The sequence below is a fragment of the Phocaeicola salanitronis DSM 18170 genome (assembly GCF_000190575.1).
Classification (GTDB): Bacteria; Bacteroidota; Bacteroidia; order Bacteroidales; family Bacteroidaceae; genus Phocaeicola; species Phocaeicola salanitronis.
In genome coordinates this window covers 4,106,292-4,125,215 of the sequence record NC_015164.1, presented here as the reverse complement: position 1 = coordinate 4,125,215, position 18,924 = coordinate 4,106,292, and the positions used below count along the sequence as shown (strand labels likewise).

The window sequence follows — 18,924 nt, the reverse complement described above, 5'->3', positions numbered from 1 at the left end:
ATTCAAAACAGCTTCTAAAATTATCAATATTTTTTATTCAACAAAGTTCCTGCATACTATCAACAGGTTGATGCAGTTATACATTTTTTCGTTTCTCATTTACCAAACGTACGCACACGTCAAAAAAGTGTTCAAAGCGTTGGGATTGTTCTTTTGAGAAATCCAACTGTGCTTTGATGTTGTCCGGGTTTCCATAGTCAACCAAGCATTCCATTCCTGTATAATATTTTGCTTCGATAAATTTGTCCCAGCCGTTTAATAATTCGTCAAGCACCTTCGCATCTTTAGAAAAAGGCAGTTCGGAAATCTGAAGACTATATCCGAACGTAAAACTTTCTTCTAATAATTTAGCTTGTAACTTACGCCTTATCGTAGCTGGAATTTTTTTGAGTGGAGCAAATATATCCGTACACGAGGGATGGAAATGCGTATTGCCCAAGCCTAATGAATGAGCCAGATAGCAATCGTCTGTGGAATCCAAAGTGAGTGTATATCCTTTTCCATGCTTCTCTTCCAACTTTTTATTCCGTTTTTCTATCTCTTGAGGAGTCCAAGGGAGTGAGGAAATAATGCTCAATTCGACATTTCCATACATAAACACTTCCACAATATCTCCTGCCTTGAACCGAATCTTTTCTTTTGGGCGACCATAAAAAGGAAGCAGGTCTGTACCCTTTTCATCCTTCCAAATGCATTCATCATTCAATGTCCCGTCGCGTGTGTAAGTGCGGACAGAAATGGTATCTCCATATAGGATGTCCAATTGTTTTTCATGGATGCTATATCCAAAAGTAAATGCATAGGCATAATCCTTATCACCTTCCTTTTCACATTCTTCTTTCTCCTTTTTCGATTCGACAACAAGTTCTTGCAATTTCTCATAAGCATTCTCGAATGTGGAATACAACCCCAATTCAGTCACCCGTACTTTACGTGAAGGATAGCGCAACGTTTCCAAACAGATTCTATTCAGTTCAAATACTCCCATTGTATTAGTAGATTTTGTTGTTAATATACTTCCTCTTTCCTTTTCTCTTTCAACAGCTTTTTACACTTTGTATAAAAACGGTCAAACCGCTGAGCCTGTTTGGGAGAAAAATCCAATTGTGATTTTATCCAATCGGCTTTGTCTCTGATGAGCAGACAATTTATTTCATCATAATCTTTTGTTTTAGCGACTTTTTCCCAAATGTTCAATACCTCGTTAAGCACTTTCGGGTCTTTGGCAAATGGCAGTTCAGACATTTGAAGATTGTGTCCGGCTGTAAAATTCTCTTCTATCAGTTTGGCTTGTAATTTAAGTCTTATTTTCGCCGGAACTTTTTGGGTAGGAGCAAATAGATACGCCGCTTGCGAATGACCGTGCGTGTCACCTATTCCCAAAGAATAAACTAAATAGCAGTCATCGATAGAATCCAATCTCAGTTCATGTCCTTCCCCATATTCCTCCACCAATCGCTTATTCCTTTTTTCTACTTCTTGAGGAGTCCAAGGCAGCGCACAAACAATATGTAATTCGCTTGTACCACATTGCCAGACTTCTACAATATCTCCTGGTTTGAAGCGTATCTTCTCTTTGGGACGGCCATAAAAAGGCTTATCACAGTCCGGGTGTTCTTCATCTGATATAATTTGCTCATCGTTCAACTCGCCCGTTCTTGTATATGTGTGAATCGATACTTCCAGCATCGCCCAATTATCCAATCTTGTTTCTGTGACGATATATCCCAATGTATACTTCTTGTTTTCTTCTGCCACCAAAGTTTGTAATGCTTCGTATGCCTTGTCAAGAGAAGAATAGATACCCCAAGTGGAAGTCCTTGTTTCACGTACAGGATAATTCAAATCTTCCAATGTAATTTGTTCCAGTATAAATACATTCATTTAATCCGATGATATTGTGTTATAAAGTTACGTTTACATAAATCGTTTTCCCAATCCGTAAAGGAGATTTATTCCCTTTGTGGCAATGTCCGAACAAGGCATATTGCGGTTCAATTAATAGAATTTGTTTTGCTAAATCCTTACATCCTTTTCCTTCTTCATCCTGTATGCCGAACGGTGCTCCATGCGTAACAAGCACATCTATCGGTTCGTATTCGATAAAGCATTTCAGCTTCGGCCTTGCGGCGATAGAGGCAAATGTCACACCTTCAATCTCAATCAGATTGTTTTCCAAATAGATGACTGACTTCGGTATCATATTTTCCAATTCTTGATTTGCCGTTTCGAAAAGCGTATCGTGATTCCCTGCCACAAAAATCTTGTATCGTGCAGGTTGCGCTTGATACCAGTCGAAAAAGTCTTTCAGCTGTTCTTTATTCCCAAAATTGCAAGCATCCCCGGCATGAACCAATACGTCACAAGCAGGGACGGATAGAGTCCGATGCCGTGCATGCGTATCGGATAAGGCTACAACTTTAAGACCTTTGATTTCAAACCCAAACATCAGTCTTTCGCTTTAAAGAATGGAAACGGTTACATCTTCAATCTGTTCCGATGATTCGATAACGGGAAACTCTTTGGCTATGTCCAACGCCTTGTAGCTGGACAGGGCTTCTTTGTGAATCGGGATAATGCCCAGACGGGGACGGAGGATGCGGCATGCTTCTTCCAGTGTCTCCACATCGGCATGTCCGCTGGTATGAAATCCGTCGTAAACCCCATCCAAGATATGGCCGGGGAACAGGCTGCGAAGCTCCACTATTTTCGGGTTCACTTGTTTCTCCGTACCATTGTAATATCCTTGCCATAGGGAATAAATAAGATAAGCAGGCTCATCGTTGTATATTGCCAGCAAATTCTTGATAAATTCCATCTGACTTACACGTACAGGCATCAGAAAACCTTCATTACGTAATTTTGCCATCACCTTCGGATTCGCAACCTGCTGCCTGTACATCACGAATGCATTATCGAAATGGAAAAGCCCATGTCTCATGTATCGGGAAAAAATGTCAAGAACAGATTTCTGGTATGGGTCACACAAGAAATTTCTATGGGTCTCTTTGCATGCCTGGTGAAATGAAGCCAAACGATCTATGTCCGTAGACGAGCAAAGAGCAAACACATATTTATGTTTCTTGAGCAAGGAAACCGTATTCAGCTTGATGTCATTTTCCCGAACCACCTTTTCTTCTTTTCTTCCCAGCATGGTTCCTTCGATTATGAGAAAATCTACATTGTTTATATAAGTACACAATACTTTGAAAAGCTCCTTTCCCAAATAGCCATGGCGGCGGAAGTCTCCGGTGTGGAGAATGGTTTTCCCTTCCGCTTCTATTTTGAACATATAAGCATCGAAAGCCGAATGGGAAACATAATAAGGAGTAACCCGAATCTGTCCTTTGATGTCAATGGGGACATTGGGCGTATAAAGGTGGAAACGCTCGATGGCGATAAGCTCCTTGCTACGGTCTTGATGCTTGTTGAGTGCACGGTATTTGCACAACATCACTTCTTGCGCTCCCTTGCCAATGTATTGAGGAATGTTTTCGGGCACAAGGGGGAACAATCCCACATGATCACCATGATAATGGGTATAAAATATGGCGTCTGCATCATTCGTAAGTCGGGCTACATCGGACGCATCCAGTTCTTTTTCCTCACTATCGGGCAAATTGGCACCCAAGTCGATGAGTATTTTGGCGTTGCCGCTTTTGATTTCGGTGATGCATCCTCCTATCTGGTGTGCACCGCGGTGGATAGTTATTTTCATAAAGTGGTAGAATTGTAGTTTTCACTTTTCGTACATTCCCTGCTATACTTTACAAAGTTTGTTGTAAAAGTATAGCAGAGATGTGCGGAAAGTCTGCATGCATAGAAAGATATTATTTTTTTATGGGAGCAGAAATAACTTTTTCTGTAATATTTCCATCGCTTAAAGAGCAGCAACGGAAAATATCTTCATTCCCTTCTATCTTACCATGGAGACTTGAATATGTTCTATCATTAGCATTTTTAACAATCTCAATAAAGTATCTTAATACGCTATCATCTCCTTCTTCTTGATTATTTAATTTCTTAAAATCCTTTGCATGATCATACTCATCTGCATTATTAGCTTTGAATTCAATCAAAGCAATACGTCTAAAGTTGTTATCATGAATGACAAAATCGAAATTTGCAGATTGTCCTGCTAGTAATGGCATTCCATTACGTTCCCTTTCTCTATTTATTTCTTCTATCTCTTTTCCATATAAAGGTTCTTCAACATCAGAGAAACGATATATATCCTCAGTTGGGGTTTCAACAGAATAATATACATTCCAATTTCCTTTGCTAATTTTGCTAATTTCTAAATTTAGCTGCTCTATAAAGATTAATTTTAACTCTTGTTCACTGACCCTTGTGATTGTTTGTTATCATTATCTTCTTGACGCTTTTGGGGGAATATTATACGACTCAACTTATCAGAAGAAATTTTTGGTCCCTCAAACTTTTCTTGTTGATAATCATACACTTCTTTGATGATTTTAAAAGTACGCTTAATAATCGCTTCAATGTGTTCTTTATGTTCCATAATCCAATCATTTATAAAGGTTAAACATATTAATATAAATGTCTCTTCATTTCTGTTCTCAGACTTTCCGGTTACATTTTTGATACAAAGGCAATATAATTGTTAGTTCCTACATAGGATGTATCTACCACCAAAACAAAGATAGTAAAGTTTGGCAAAAAAAACATTTTCGCTACGGAACAGATGAAATGGCAAGAAAGAAATCTATTTCTGCTATTGATTGGATTCTGCTTAATGTACAACTTGAAATAATGATTAGGCATGTTACAATGATTAAAAAGTAGTTTTCCATTTTTATGTTATTTTTTTACTATAAATATCTTTCAATCAGGTAGTCACAATATGCTTCATTGCCTTTGTAGAAATCTTTAGCCAGCTTGGTTATCAATTTCTGGATAGAGATTTGCCTGAAGTTAATGAAATCTTTTTCGGCTATTTTAGCAAATTCTTCAATTTCATTTTTGTGCTTGATTCCGTCTTCACCTAAAACATCGTACCAAAGATATATCAGGCAAAATCTGCGACGAATCGTCTCATTTGAATAACGGTCTGATTCTTCATAAGTCTTCTTCAATGCAATGATTTCTGTTATCAGCCGTGCCACGTCCAGATAATAGAACCGTTGATTAGATGAAGATATTTCTTTTGCCAATTCGAACAAATGAGGAAGCTCTTTCCAAAAAGATGGCTGGTCGATATACCATTTTGCCAAATTTGAATGGGGAGATTTATATGGTGCGGCAAATTGAGTTTCGATAATGAAATCAAATCCGGCATGTATGAATACATCCACCGTGACGGGATGCGGGTAAATCCGCTTTCTTTCATCAAATTGAAATTTCTCTTTCAATTTGATAGGACAAGTTGATGGGTTTTCATCCTCCATAGAATAATTTGAACTCTTTTTCGAGGGAAGACGAAGAGCATTCAGTAATAGATAAATATCTTTTCCTTGCCAATATTGGAACAAATTGAGACAGATAGCGGACGTTGAACAAAGTTCTTTCATTTCCTTTAGCTCTTTTTGTCCGAAAAGATTTGCGTTCGTTTCAGATAAAGGCATAAAGAGATTTTGATGAGGGTTTGCCAAAAGATAAGTTTCGTGTTCTGTTCCGGCAAATTGAGTTTCTCTGGTAAGCCCTTTCTGTTTTGCCCAAATTTGTTGCTTGAGTTGAATGTCGTTGAAAGTATTCATACTTGAAAATTTCTTTTATAAATTGATAATACGAAAAAGGAATTTAATCAGCGAGTCAAATTAAACATATATTCACACTTCTGGGTCTTACTTGAATCATCTGTTCTTATGTTTGTTGCTGATAAATAAAAGGATAAACAAAATTCCGTCTTCTCTTCAATAAATTAGCATTAATATTTTTTATGAATTAGAATAAGAGAATTTTAGCTATCAATGAACTATTTAGTAGAAAAAAGGTCTTTTGCTTTTAAGACGTGTGTGAGATAAGCAAACAAAAAACCGATTATAACCCCCTTTTGTTTAGATGAGTTATAATCGGTTTTGTGTGTTTATGAACAAACCGTTCAGAAAATGCTTACTTCACCTGATGCCAGCAGGGTGACATGATGAAGGTAAATTCATAATCGCCGTAGGGCAGGCGGTTTTTCTCCAGCGGGAGGGCACCCCAGCTGTTGACACATCCCAAACCCATCTGCGCCTTGTCGATACACAGGCTGGTCATGCCGGCTTTGTCCAGTTCGCCTGAGTGGCGTTGGATTTTCACCCAGCCTTCATCAAGGTCTTCGATGCGGTAGGGCAGAGCCGATGCCGAGAAGGGAGCTTCGGATACGAACATCAGTCCGTTGCCCGCTTTGTTGATGACCTGCCACCAGCGGAGATCGGTCTTGTTTCCGCTTTCCTGCGGACGGATGTACGGATAATACTGGTCGTCTACCTGCTGGCGGTATACACCCAGCGGCGTAGAGTGGTTGCGGTCGGAATAGTTCTCCCACGGGCCGCGGCCATAGAACGAAATGGTTTCGAACTGGCGGGGCATCATCAGGTTCATGCCGAAGCGGAACATGTCTGATACCTTCGCGTTCGGGTCGGCTTTCATTGCCTGTACCACTTTTACCGCACCCTTGTTATTGATGAGGTAAGTGAGCGAGAGAGTCGCCGAAACGGCTTTCAGTTCATAGTCGGCACTGACCTTCACCATGTCGTTTTCCATTTCACTCTTCAGCGAGGTGAGGCGGATGCCGGGGTCCTTCCATGCCACATATTTCTGTTGCAGTCCGGCTCCGAAATCGTTGTCGGTCGGTGCACGCCAGAAGTTGGGTGCCAGTGCGGTGCCCGGTTCGAGATAGCTTACGCCTTCTACTTCATAGACGGTGAGGTAGCCGGTGTATTTGTTGAATTCGATATCGAAGTTTTCGCCTTTCACTACCAGGTAATTGCTGTTGGTAGCATCGATTTCCGGCACGATGATGTCCTGGTTGCTTTCTTTTACATTGGCAAACTCCAGTGCCGGTGCTTCGTAGGCTTTCAGAGTCAGCTGGTCGTAGGCTACGGTATGACCGGCGGGCAACATGCCTTCGGCGTTTTTCAATACGTATTTCACGTTCAGCAACCATTCGCCTTCGGTACCGATGGTGCCATAATCCAGTGTCACGTCTTTAGTCTGGTGAGGAGCTATGCTGAGGCTTTCTACTGAGCCTGTGCGTACAATACGTCCGTCGTGAAGCAATTCCCATTCCATGCGGTATGCCGAAAGGTCGCGGAAGAAGTATTCGTTATACACCTTTACAATGCCTTTTTGTGCATCGGCAAGGGTGGTCCAAATGTCCTGATAGAAGTAGCGCACTTCGTAGGCATGCGGGTTGGGCACACGGTCGGGGCTTATCAGACCATTGTCGCAGAAGTTGATGTCGCTGGCATCAAAGCGGTTGAAGTCACCTCCGTAGGCATAGATAGTCCGTCCGTTCTTTCCGGTCCAGCGGCACGACTGGTCTACAAAGTCCCAGATAAATCCGCCCTGGTATTTGGGATATTTGCGTACCAGGTCCCAGTATTCCTTGAATCCACCTTCCGAGTTGCCCATGGCGTGTGCATATTCGCACTGGATGAGCGGTTTCTGCTTGCTGTTGTCTTCGCAATAGGCGATACATCCCTTGTAGTCGTAATACATCGGGCAGAAGATGTCGGTCTTTCCGTCTTGGCGGGCTTGTTCGTACTGCACGGCACGGCTGGGGTCTTCTGCCTTCACCCAGTCGTAGGCAGCTTCGAAGTTGGGTCCGTATCCGGCTTCGTTCCCGAGCGACCAGAAGATGATGCTGGGATGGTTGAACGAGCGTTGCACGTTGCGCTGGTTGCGTTCCATGTGCGCTTTGGCATACGAAGCGTTTTTTGCCAATGTCTTGTCACCGTATCCCATACCATGCGATTCGATGTTGGCTTCGGCTACCATATAGAGTCCGTAGCGGTCGCACAATTCATACCAATATGCATCATCGGGATAGTGGCAGGTACGTACGGCATTGATGTTAAGCTCTTTCATGCGCAATACGTCTTGAAGCATACGTTCGCGCGATACATAGTAACCGCCATCGGGATCCATTTCGTGACGGTTGGCACCTTTAAACAATACCGGCTGGCCATTGACCAGTATCTGTGCGTTCTTCAGTTCGATTTTGCGGAAACCTACGTTTACCGGAATCACTTCAGCACCCGAAGCACCTTCCATCTGTGCATAGAGCGTATAAAGGTAAGGAGTCTCGGCGGTCCACTTGTGTGGGTTTTCAACGCTCATCGTTACCGTTTCCCCTTTGGTCGAAGCCGAAGCCACTTCCTTTCCTTCGGCGTCTTTCAGGGTCAGCAGCACGTTGCCACTTCCTTTCAGCTGTACATCAACGGCAAGTGTACCGTTTTTGTATTCGGCATCCAGATCGGGGGTGACGCGGATGTCTTCGATGCGTTTCTTGTTGCGCGCATACAGATAGCAGTGGCGTGCCACTCCGGTGTAGCGGAAGAAGTCCTGGTCTTCCAGGTACGACCCGTCGCACCAGCGGAATACCTGGAACGCGATTACGTTTTTCTGCCCCGGTTTCAGGTAAGAGGTCAGGTCGAACTCGGCTTCCAGCTTGCTGTCCTCGCTATATCCTACGAATTTCCCGTTCACCCAAAGGTACATGTTTGAGCTGACGGCACCGAAGTGTGCGATAATGTCTTTCCCTCTCCACGAAGCCGGAACGGTGATTTCCCGGCGGTAAGAGCCTACATGGTTCTTTTCGGTGGGTACGTAGGGAGGATTGCTTTCGTATTGGTTCCGCCAGGCAAAGCCGGTGTTTACATAGATGGGGTCTCCGTATCCGTTCAGTTCCCATACGCCGGGTACTTGTATGTCATCCCATCCCTTGTCGTTGTATCCGGTTTTCCAGAAATCAGTAGGGCGCTGGTCGGCATTTGCCACCCAAAAGAATTTCCAGGTGCCATCCAGGCTCATATAGTTCTGCGATTGCATTTTCCCATTTCCGATAGCTTCTGCCGACTCGTATGCGAAATAGTCGGTATGCATCGGCGCACGGTTGATGGCGTTTATTTCCGGGTCTTGCCACTCTTTGAATGTCTGGGCGTTCCCGGCAAGAAGAGAGATGCCCAATAATCCCAATGCAAATGTTTTTCTCATGTTTTCAATTTTAAGTGTTAATGTTATGTTCGTGTTTCTATGTGTTTTATCCCACCAGCTGCATCATGCGGCTCAGGTATTTGCCGATGATGTCAAACTCCAGATTTACCACGCTTCCTATGTGCAGCGTGTGGAAATTAGTATGTTCGAAGGTATAAGGGATAATCGCTACTTGGAACGAGTCTTGCGTCGGGTTACATACGGTCAGGCTCACCCCGTTGACGGTTACCGAGCCTTTGTCTACGGTAAAGTATCCGCGTTTCGCCATTTCGGGTTGGAAATCATACTTGAACGTGAAATACCAGCTTCCGTCGGCATCGTCAATAGCCGTGCATACAGCAATCTGGTCTACATGTCCCTGCACGATATGTCCGTCCAGCCTGCCGTTCATCAGCATGCTCCGTTCTACGTTCACTTCATCGCCTTCTTTCAGCAGCCCGATATTCGAGCGTTCGATGGTTTCTTTCATGGCGGTAACGGTGTACGTATTGTTTTCGATGTGAACCACGGTGAGGCACACACCGTTGTGCGACACGCTTTGGTCTATTTTCAGTTCATTTACAAACGAACACGTCAAGGTCAGATGCAGGTTTTCCTGTTCTTTGACTATCTTGACTACTTTGGCACATTCTTCTACTATTCCTGAGAACATAGATATTGAGTTTTGAGTTTTTAAGTTTTTGAGTTCTTAAGTTTTTGAGTTCTTGAGTTTTTGAGTTCTTGAGTTTTTGAGTTCTTGAGTTATGCTTTCGGTATGGGTTTGCTCCATACGGTTACTCCTTCCGAGTCGATTACCGATATGGTACCTCCGGCATATTCTTCGATGTAGCTCCCGCCTTTGGCGAGTATGTCTTCTGCCATGTGGATGGCTTTCTCTTCGGTTTTGATAGAAAATCCCTTGTTGTCGCTCGAACTTTGGTCCGAGAAATAAATGTCATACGTTTTCATTTCGTTCAGATGTTTAATATGGTGGTGCAAATATATACAGGCTATGGTTAGCAACCAAAAAAACAGAACGCTTTTTGGAAGAAAGCATGAAAAACGAAAGAGAGAGACTGGCAGAACCAATCTCTCTCTTTACGAGCGGCAAACGAGACTCGAACTCGCGACCCCGACCTTGGCAAGGTCGTGCTCTACCAACTGAGCTATTGCCGCAATGAAACCCAAAATAACTAACGTGAGCGGAAAACGAGACTCGAACTCGCGACCCCAACCTTGGCAAGGTTGTGCTCTACCAACTGAGCTATTTCCGCAATGATGTGCCCAGAACAGGACTCGAACCTGCATGCCTCTCGACACACGCACCTGAAACGTGCGCGTCTACCATTCCGCCACCTGGGCATTATCATGGAGCGGAAAACGAGACTCGAACTCGCGACCCCAACCTTGGCAAGGTTGTGCTCTACCAACTGAGCTATTTCCGCATCAACGGGTGAAGAGAAGGAGACTCGAACTCCCACGACATAATGTCACTACCCCCTCAAAGTAGCGCGTCTACCAATTCCGCCATCTCTCCGATAAACAAACTTAAAAAGAACGTGCCCAGAACAGGACTCGAACCTGCATGCCTCTCGACACACGCACCTGAAACGTGCGCGTCTACCATTCCGCCACCTGGGCATTATCATGGAGCGGAAAACGAGACTCGAACTCGCGACCCCAACCTTGGCAAGGTTGTGCTCTACCAACTGAGCTATTTCCGCAACAAGCATTCAAAGAACGGCAAAACTTTTTTTGATTTTGCGGTTGCAAAGGTAATGCTTTTTCTCAAAACCCCAAACAATCACGGAACTTTTTTTGGAAAAAATTCCGCCTTTTTACGCTATCTGCGCCAATGCCAGCTATATACAAGTGCAAACGCATATAGTCTCGATGGCTAACGCAACAGGCTTCGATGCCCAACGCAGCCTGTTGCGTCAGCCATCGAAGCCTGTTGCATTTAGGAACCTCTCCAGATGTCAACACATCCGGTCACGGTAATCCTCGTAATGGAAAGTGCGATATACTTCCAGCTCACCGTTGCTATGACACAAGGCGATGGAAGGATGATGGATGCCGTTGAACATGTTCGTCTTTACCATGGTATAATGAATCATGTCTTCGAACACAATCCGCTCGCCCACCTGCAACGCATGACCGAACTTCCAGCTTCCCATGTAATCCCCGCTCAGGCAACTGTTTCCGCCCAACCGGTAAACATGCTCATCGGGACGTGCCGTCTTAACCGCCTCTGCCGGAAGCGACTCCGCCCCGCGCACCGCAGGCTGGTAAGGCATTTCCAGGCAATCGGGCATGTGGCAGGTAAAGCTTACATCGAGAACCGCGGTACGGATGCCACGGCTTTCTACTACATCGACCACCGAAGCCACCAGCGGGCCGGTCTGCCAGGCAAAGGCTGAGCCTGGCTCTAAAATGATTTGCAAATGAGGGTAACGCACCTTCAACCCTTGCAATAAGCCTATCAGATGCTCCACATCATAATCCTTACGGGTCATCAGATGCCCGCCTCCCAGGTTCAGCCATTTCAATTGAGGGAACCAACAGGCAAATTTTTCTTCGATATGCTTTAATGTACGTTCCAGTTCGTACGAACTTGACTCGCAATGGCAATGGCAATGAAAGCCTTCAATCCCTTCGGGCAAACGGTCGGGCAACAAATCTGCCGTCACCCCGAAACGTGTGCCCGGCGCACAAGGGTTATACAATTCCACCTCCACTTCCGAATATTCCGGATTGATGCGTATGCCACAAGACACCGGTTCGGAACTTGCCTTCACTTTCGGATAAAACCGTCCGTATTGCGATAGCGAATTAAACGTGATGTGGCTGCTATATTTCAGGAAATCAGCAAAATTCCCATCGGTATAAGCAGGCGAATAAGTATGTGCCTTGCTCCCGAACTCTTCGAAAGCAAGCCGTGCCTCGTATACCGAACTTGCCGTCGTATGGCGAATGTATTCGCGGAATATCGGAAACGACTTCCATAGGGCAAACGCCTTGAAAGCAAGGATGATTTCCACCCCTGCCCGTTCCGCAACCGATTTTATCAGGCTCAGGTTCTTCCTGAGCAAATCTTCTTCCATAACATAACATGGAGAAGGAACTTTCGTTATATCCAACATAATCTATGCATTTTCTTTCACCTTATGAAACAACTTTAAACCTCGCAAACTTCAGCAGGAGCTGCTTGGTTCCGGCATGACGGAACTGAACCGTTGCCTTGCAATTATCGCCCGTTCCTTCCACTTTGATAATCTCGCCGATGCCAAAACGCTCGTGCTCGATGGTCTGCCCTACTTCAACCGCCGCTCCCGGCTTAGAAGAAGGCATTCCTTCCGGAGCTGGAGAAAGAGATACCTTACGCAATACACGAGGCGGTTCGGGCTTTGCGAAACGCGGAGCATCAGACATCACCCGCTTCGGGCTTGCGGGAACGCCCCCGTCCAAAGGCAATTTCAAATAGCAAGCATCAATGTCCCGCAAGAAACGGCTGGGACTGCAGAATTCCATTTTTCCGTATTTAAACCGTGACTTGGCGAACGAAAGGAAACAATGTTCTTCGGCACGGGTAACCGCCACATAAAACAGACGCCGCTCTTCTTCCAGCTGGCGGTAAGAACCGGACGCCATAGGACTGGGAAACAGGTTCTCTTCCAGCCCCACCACAAACACATTCTTGAACTCCAGCCCTTTCGCCGAATGGATGGTCATGAGCGTAATCCGCGCCCCCTCCCCTTCTTCGCTATCCAAATCGGTAAGCAATGAAATCTCGGACAAATAATCGGAAAGCGAAACCCGCTCGTTTCCTTCTTCTTCACGGCTGGCACAGAAATCATGCATGCCGTTAATCAACTCTTCCACGTTTTCCTGACGGCTCAAGTTCTCCGGCGTACGATCCCGATAAATCTCTGCAATAATCCCCGACCGGCGCACAATGTCCTGCCCCACTTCGTAAGCATTCTTCCGAACAGCATCTTCCGCAAAACCCGCTATCAGGTCGCGGAACCCCTGCAACTTGGCACAAGTATTTTTCGCCAGCGACAAACCATAGGCAAGCGGTTCGTTCAATACCGTCCAAAGACTTACATTCGCCCGTGTGGCGGCATCAATGATTTTGTTTAAAGTCGTATCGCCAATCCCCCGGGCAGGGAAATTGATTATCCGCTTGAACGCTTCCTCGTCATTGGGATTCACCACCAGCCGGAAATAAGCTACAATATCCTTGATTTCTTTCCGCTGGTAAAACGAAAGTCCTCCGTAAATGCGGTACGGAAGCCCCCGCTTGCGCAAGGCTTCCTCAAAGATACGGCTTTGGGCATTCGTGCGGTACAAAATCGCGAAGTCATCATATCCGTATGCACCTCCAGCAGCCAATTTCACGATTTGATTGGCAACAATATCGCCTTCTTCCACATCGCTGTATGCATTGAAGACCGGTATCGGTTCCCCTTTGGCTTTCTCCGAGAAAACCTCTTTCCGAATCTGTTCGCTATTCTTGGCTATCAGGCTATTGGCCGCATTCACAATGGTTTGTGTAGAACGGTAGTTCTGCTCCAGTTTAAAAAGACGCGCCTCTTTATATTCTTCCGTAAACTTGAGAATATTATCAATATTGGCTCCGCGGAACGAGTAGATGCTTTGTGCGTCATCCCCCACCACACACACCCTGCGGCTCTTCTCGGTCAATTGCCACACGATGCGGTGTTGGGCAAAATTCGTATCCTGATACTCGTCCACCAATACAAAACGGAACCGGGAAGCGTACTTCTCGCGCACCTCAGGGAATCTTTCGAAAAGCAGATACGTATATACCAGCAAATCATCGAAATCCATTGCGTCACTCTGCCTGCACCGTTCCCAATAACGAGCGTAAATATCCCGCAAGGAAGGCATTTTCGCCTCTAAGTCACTTTGATACAATTCGGCATTAGCCGCATACGCTTCGGGCAATATCAAATGGTTCTTGGCATTGCTGATACGGCTTTGAACCGCTCCCGGACGATAAACCTTATCGTCCAGATGCATTTCCTTAATAATCGATTTTATCAGGCTCTTGGAATCTGCCGCATCATATATTGTAAAATCAGAAGAAAAGCCCAACGCCCCTGCTTCGAACCGCAAGATACGTGAGAAAATGGAATGGAATGTCCCCATCCATAAGTAACGTGCCCGGTCTGCCCCGACCTGTCCGGCTATGCGCTCCTTCATCTCCCGTGCCGCCTTATTCGTAAAGGTCAAGGCAAGAATAGACCAAGGCTCATAGCCCTGGTCTAACAAATAAGCGATTTTATAAGTCAGCACACGCGTCTTCCCCGACCCTGCGCCCGCTATCACAAGCGAAGGGCCGTCGACATACAATACCGCCTCACGCTGACTTTCATTCAGTCCGTCTAAGAAATCCGCCATAGCCGCAATTAATTCTTAAAGCTATGTATCGGAGCCGGAATACGTCCGCCGCGGTTTACAAATGCCTCACAACTGAAGCGGTTGACCGGCATAATCGGCGCATATCCCAACAAGCCTCCGAACTCGACCGTATCTCCGACATGCTTTCCTTCTACCGGAATAATACGTACCGCCGTAGTCTTCTGGTTCACCATTCCGATAGCCGATTCGTCCGCAATGATGCCGGCAATCGTAGCCGCCGAAGTATCACCCGGAATGGCTATCATATCCAGGCCGACCGAACATACACAAGTCATCGCTTCCAGCTTCTCAATGGTCAAAGCCCCGGCTTCTACCGCATCAATCATTCCCTGGTCTTCACTTACAGGTATAAAAGCACCGCTCAGCCCGCCGACATACGAAGAAGCCATTACGCCACCTTTTTTCACCTGATCGTTCAGTAATGCCAAAGCAGCCGTAGTACCCGGTGCGCCGGGATGCTCCAAACCGATTTCTTTCAAAATATCTGCCACACTATCCCCGATAGCCGGTGTAGGGGCCAAAGACAAATCGATAATCCCAAACGGCACGCCCAATCTGCGCGAAGCCTCTTGCGCCACCAGTTGACCCACACGGGTAATCTTGAACGCCGTCCGCTTAATCGTTTCACACAAAACTTCAAAGTCGGCATCCCGAATCTGTTCAAGCGCATACTTCACGACACCCGGACCGCTTACGCCGACATTAATAATCGCATCGTCTTCTGAAACACCGTGAAAAGCACCTGCCATAAACGGATTATCATCCGGCGCATTACACAACACTACCAGCTTGGCACACCCTAACGAGTCCCGGCTGGCGGTCATACGTGCCGTATCCTTGATAATGTCTCCCAACAGGCGCACCGCATCCATATTGATGCCCGTCTTCGTAGAGCCAACATTCACCGAACTGCAAATCCGTTCCGTACAAGCCATCGCTTTCGGAATAGAACGAATCAGCAATTCATCGCTCCGGGTCATGCCTTTCGACACGATAGCCGAATAGCCTCCTATAAAATTCACGCCCAACTCCTCCGCCGCACGGTCCAAAACCTGAGCAATCTTAACATAATCATCGGGGGTCTGGCAAGCCGCGCCTCCTACCAACGAAACCGGCGTAATCGAAATGCGCTTGTTTACAATAGGAATTCCATACTCCTGCGAAATATCCTCTCCTGTCTTCACCAAGTCCTTGGCAAGGCGGGTTATCTTTTCATAAATATTCCGGCAAAGCACCTCCAGATTGCTATCAGCACATTCCAGCAAGCTGATTCCCATCGTAATGGTACGCACATCCAGATTCTCTTTCTCGATCATCTTGTTGGTTTCAAGAACCTCTGATATATTGATCATAAGCTAACTTCTTTTTAAATCCGGTGCATTTTGTCGAAAATCTCTTCACGCTGGCATTTTACCTGAACGCCTATTCCGTTCCCTACTTCTGCCAACTCCTTTGATATTTGTTCGAACGGCTTTTCGATGCGTGCCATGTCCACAATCATCATCATATTGAAATATTCCTGGACAATAGTCTGCGATATATCCAATATATTAATATTGTTCTCTGCCAGATACGAGCATACCTTTGCGATAATGCCGACCGAATCTTTTCCTACTACCGTAATAATTGACTTATTCATTTTCTCCTTTTTATTAAATAATACCGCGGCAAAGATAGGCAAATATTAGCGAATTTTCCTCTTCTACGAACTTTTTTTGCCCGAACGCTTGCATATTCAAAAATAATGCGTACCTTTGCAGCGCTTTTGAAAAACAAAAGCACTTGACAAAGAAGTTTGGAGAGGTGGCAGAGTGGTCGATTGCGGCGGTCTTGAAAACCGTTGTACCGCGAGGTACCCGGGGTTCGAATCCCTGTCTCTCCGCCAAGGCTCCGAACGGAGACATTCAAATAAGGGGTCGAAAAGCTTATAAAGCACCGTAAATCAAGCGATTACGGTGCTTTTTTCATGTATATACGCCAAATCTTGACGGTATAAATGCATCGGTTGGCAGTCACATTTCGGTCATTTCCTGCTACATTTCCTGCTACAGGAAGACCAACCGCCAAAAAAATGTAGCAGAGACGTACTTTTGAAGCCCATATTGACGCCTTGTAAGTCGCTTAATAACAGATATTTATGTTTAACTTTGTGGCCAAAGTGCTACACAAATAACGTGTTATTATGAGACTTATTTTTAAGGTGTCGTATTATATACGCACAAATTACGTGAACAAGGAAGGTAAATCACCGTTGATGATACGGATTTATCTTAATGGGAAAATGCTTACTGTCGGGTCTGCAGGAATCAACGTTGACAAGACAAAATGGTCAAACGAAACAAATCGCCTTAAAGGACGTACTTCCGAGGTCTTGAACACCAATGCCCAAATTGACAACATTTCATCAGATTTGCGGAATATCTTCCTAAAGCACCAGTTTGACAAGGATCTTACCCTTGATAAGATAAAGAGCATTTATCTTGGCAAGAACAAGGAATGTACAACTTTCCTCGATTTCTACGGCAAGTATCTTGAGGACATCAAGGCTCAAGTTGGTAAAGGGAAAACGCTGGCCACATATCACAAATATTCTGCGGCTGGAAAACACTTTGAGAATTTCTTGAAACTGAAATATGGTCGCAAGGATATAATGCCGTCTGAATTGACCCATGTAATCATTCATGACTTTGATATTTACCTGCGCACAGTGGTCAGTCTTAAGCCCAATAGTGCAACCAAGACATTGAAGTTTTTTAAGACCGTAGTCATATTTGCACAAAAGTGCGGCGTATTGACGCACGATCCATTCGCCCAGCATCGTTTCCATCTCGAATCTGTTGACAGGGGTTTCCTCACAGACGATGAAATTACAAGAATCATGGAAAAAGAGTTTTCCACTCCACGTTTGGAATCCGTCCGTGATATATTCATATTTTCGTGTTTCTGTGGGCTTGCATACATAGATGTGGCAAATCTGACCCAAGACAACATTGTAACTCTTGACGGGAAGAAATGGATAATGACAAGGAGGCAGAAAACCCATGTCGAAAGCAATATTTTATTGCTGGACATTCCTTTAATGATTATCAACAAGTACAAAGGCAAAACAAAAGACGGGAAATTACTGCCCATTCTTTCTAATCAGAAGATGAATGCGTATTTGAAAGAAATCGCGGATTTATGTGGAATAAAAAAACGGTTGACCTATCACCTCGCAAGACACACGTTCGCCACAATGATGCTCAGCAAAGGGGTGCCCGTAGAATCAGTATCAAAGATGTTAGGTCATGCAAATATAAAAACAACACAAATTTATGCCCGCATCACCAATAAAAAGATAGAGCATGACATGATGAATTTATCTGAGAAACTAGATTGTTTCAATGATGCAGCTACACATTTAACATCAGACTAAACAATAATTATCTGAATTAGTCAAGATTTAATCTGACTGTTAATATAAAAAGAGTAATTTTACAACATCAAACAAATTAAGTTATGACTAATTCAGTTCTGATGCAGGGCGGAGCAATCCGTCCTGCATGATATTTTGTGTCGGGTTGTTCCTATTTTACCGGTTGTAAGTTACAAAGAAATGTCGGCTTGAAGTCTGCCGTTATCCTTATATATATGCTTACCAACCCTTTCTATAGACCTTGCTTCTCAAGCCTCTTGCCCTTTATATCAGTCCGAACATTCCATGTTGCAGCCTCCATACCGTCACCGCCAGAGGTTTTATCTTGTGCGAATATAGGTTGCCACGCCTGTTCCCTCCGTTTTGAAGTGCATTTCCGGCAAATTCTTCCTTGCATTGCAAGAGTAATTTACCGGAAAAAACATCGGGAATGGCTTTTTCGGCAACCTTTTACTGCACCGAAAAACCGAAGCGGCTTCCGATTGAAGGACGTCGAACAGAGGGAAAGTAAACTTAAATTCAAAAACGGATGAAGACATTGGAAGAATTGCTACAAGGAATTGGATGTGTCGGTGAGGTATTCGACAGTACGGGAGAATTTACGGAAGCCGGAAGTAAGGCATATCACTTTTTGGTGGATTTGCTGTATGACATTGAATGTCTGACTGGAAAAAGTGTATCATGTATAATCAGGGAACTTGATAACATATGTGAAGAGAATTATTAAAAATCAATATTATGGAAAGGAAAATTCATGAATCGAAAGAGTAAAGCTCGCAAAGGAGTGGAAAAATGACGGTGAACTGCGTCAGTCGTGTTCTGCATATTGTGACGCATGACGACATCCTTCCAGATAATGGAATCAAATAGTATGTCAAGGCAATTGCGTGTCGTCAGAAGAGAGTTGACCTATCAAGTGT

General features: G+C 44.7%; 15 protein-coding genes and 8 tRNA genes. 2 read left to right on the top strand and 21 right to left on the bottom strand.

Annotated elements, in window-relative coordinates; translation table 11 throughout:
* Positions 1 to 76: 76 nt before the first annotated feature.
* From BACSA_RS17875 to BACSA_RS17780, 21 genes are all read right to left on the bottom strand, one after another.
* Positions 77 to 988, bottom strand: coding sequence for a hypothetical protein (locus tag BACSA_RS17875; protein ID WP_013619424.1), 912 nt, complete (start codon positions 986 to 988; stop codon positions 77 to 79).
* A gap of 20 nt (positions 989 to 1,008) precedes the next feature.
* Complete coding sequence (locus tag BACSA_RS17870) at positions 1,009 to 1,884, bottom strand: hypothetical protein (protein WP_013619423.1); 876 nt, start codon at positions 1,882 to 1,884, stop codon at positions 1,009 to 1,011.
* A gap of 19 nt (positions 1,885 to 1,903) precedes the next feature.
* On the bottom strand, positions 1,904 to 2,449 hold the full coding sequence (locus BACSA_RS17865) for a metallophosphatase domain-containing protein (protein WP_013619422.1): 546 nt from the start codon (positions 2,447 to 2,449) through the stop codon (positions 1,904 to 1,906).
* A 12-nt stretch (positions 2,450 to 2,461) separates the two neighbouring features.
* Positions 2,462 to 3,718 (bottom strand): MBL fold metallo-hydrolase, encoded by a 1,257-nt coding sequence (locus BACSA_RS17860; RefSeq protein ID WP_013619421.1) that lies wholly within the window; start codon positions 3,716 to 3,718, stop codon positions 2,462 to 2,464.
* A 112-nt stretch (positions 3,719 to 3,830) separates the two neighbouring features.
* Positions 3,831 to 4,151, bottom strand: a complete 321-nt coding sequence (locus BACSA_RS19000) for a hypothetical protein (protein ID WP_052306009.1) — start codon at positions 4,149 to 4,151, stop codon at positions 3,831 to 3,833.
* A gap of 176 nt (positions 4,152 to 4,327) precedes the next feature.
* The gene (locus BACSA_RS18995; RefSeq protein WP_052306008.1) at positions 4,328 to 4,522 is read right to left on the bottom strand and encodes a hypothetical protein; all 195 of its coding nucleotides are present in this window, start codon (positions 4,520 to 4,522) and stop codon (positions 4,328 to 4,330) included.
* 310 nt (positions 4,523 to 4,832) lie between these two features.
* Positions 4,833 to 5,717: a hypothetical protein gene (locus BACSA_RS17850; RefSeq protein WP_013619419.1), complete on the bottom strand. Its 885-nt coding sequence runs from the start codon at positions 5,715 to 5,717 to the stop codon at positions 4,833 to 4,835.
* Positions 5,718 to 6,072: 355 nt separating this feature from the next.
* Positions 6,073 to 9,162, bottom strand: a complete 3,090-nt coding sequence (locus BACSA_RS17845; RefSeq protein ID WP_013619418.1) for a glycoside hydrolase family 2 TIM barrel-domain containing protein — start codon at positions 9,160 to 9,162, stop codon at positions 6,073 to 6,075.
* 46 nt (positions 9,163 to 9,208) lie between these two features.
* Positions 9,209 to 9,814 carry a riboflavin synthase gene (locus BACSA_RS17840; protein ID WP_013619417.1) on the bottom strand — a complete coding sequence of 202 codons (606 nt, stop codon included), beginning with the start codon at positions 9,812 to 9,814 and terminating at the stop codon, positions 9,209 to 9,211.
* An 89-nt stretch (positions 9,815 to 9,903) separates the two neighbouring features.
* Positions 9,904 to 10,110, bottom strand: a complete 207-nt coding sequence (locus BACSA_RS17835; RefSeq protein ID WP_013619416.1) for a hypothetical protein — start codon at positions 10,108 to 10,110, stop codon at positions 9,904 to 9,906.
* A 134-nt stretch (positions 10,111 to 10,244) separates the two neighbouring features.
* Positions 10,245 to 10,317, bottom strand: a tRNA-Gly gene (locus BACSA_RS17830).
* Positions 10,318 to 10,342: 25 nt separating this feature from the next.
* Positions 10,343 to 10,415, bottom strand: a tRNA-Gly gene (locus tag BACSA_RS17825).
* A gap of 7 nt (positions 10,416 to 10,422) precedes the next feature.
* Positions 10,423 to 10,503: transfer RNA gene (locus BACSA_RS17820), tRNA-Leu, on the bottom strand.
* Between the two features lie 7 nt (positions 10,504 to 10,510).
* Positions 10,511 to 10,586, bottom strand: a tRNA-Gly gene (locus BACSA_RS17815).
* 9 nt (positions 10,587 to 10,595) lie between these two features.
* A tRNA-Leu gene (locus BACSA_RS17810) sits at positions 10,596 to 10,678 on the bottom strand.
* A 23-nt stretch (positions 10,679 to 10,701) separates the two neighbouring features.
* A tRNA-Leu gene (locus tag BACSA_RS17805) sits at positions 10,702 to 10,782 on the bottom strand.
* Between the two features lie 7 nt (positions 10,783 to 10,789).
* A tRNA-Gly gene (locus BACSA_RS17800) sits at positions 10,790 to 10,865 on the bottom strand.
* Between the two features lie 255 nt (positions 10,866 to 11,120).
* Entirely contained in the window at positions 11,121 to 12,284 is a 1,164-nt protein-coding gene (gene nspC / locus BACSA_RS17795; RefSeq protein ID WP_013619415.1) for a carboxynorspermidine decarboxylase, read from the bottom strand.
* A gap of 22 nt (positions 12,285 to 12,306) precedes the next feature.
* Positions 12,307 to 14,568 (bottom strand): ATP-dependent helicase, encoded by a 2,262-nt coding sequence (locus tag BACSA_RS17790; protein ID WP_013619414.1) that lies wholly within the window; start codon positions 14,566 to 14,568, stop codon positions 12,307 to 12,309.
* Between the two features lie 8 nt (positions 14,569 to 14,576).
* The gene (locus tag BACSA_RS17785; protein ID WP_013619413.1) at positions 14,577 to 15,941 is read right to left on the bottom strand and encodes a PFL family protein; all 1,365 of its coding nucleotides are present in this window, start codon (positions 15,939 to 15,941) and stop codon (positions 14,577 to 14,579) included.
* 14 nt (positions 15,942 to 15,955) lie between these two features.
* Entirely contained in the window at positions 15,956 to 16,228 is a 273-nt protein-coding gene (locus BACSA_RS17780) for an ACT domain-containing protein (RefSeq protein WP_013619412.1), read from the bottom strand.
* 158 nt (positions 16,229 to 16,386) lie between these two features.
* Between BACSA_RS17780 and BACSA_RS17775 the strand changes: the two genes are divergently transcribed.
* A tRNA-Ser gene (locus BACSA_RS17775) sits at positions 16,387 to 16,474 on the top strand.
* A gap of 297 nt (positions 16,475 to 16,771) precedes the next feature.
* A complete protein-coding gene (locus tag BACSA_RS17770; RefSeq protein WP_013619411.1) occupies positions 16,772 to 18,004 on the top strand; it encodes a site-specific integrase in 1,233 nt (410 codons plus the stop codon).
* Positions 18,005 to 18,924: the final 920 nt, after the last annotated feature.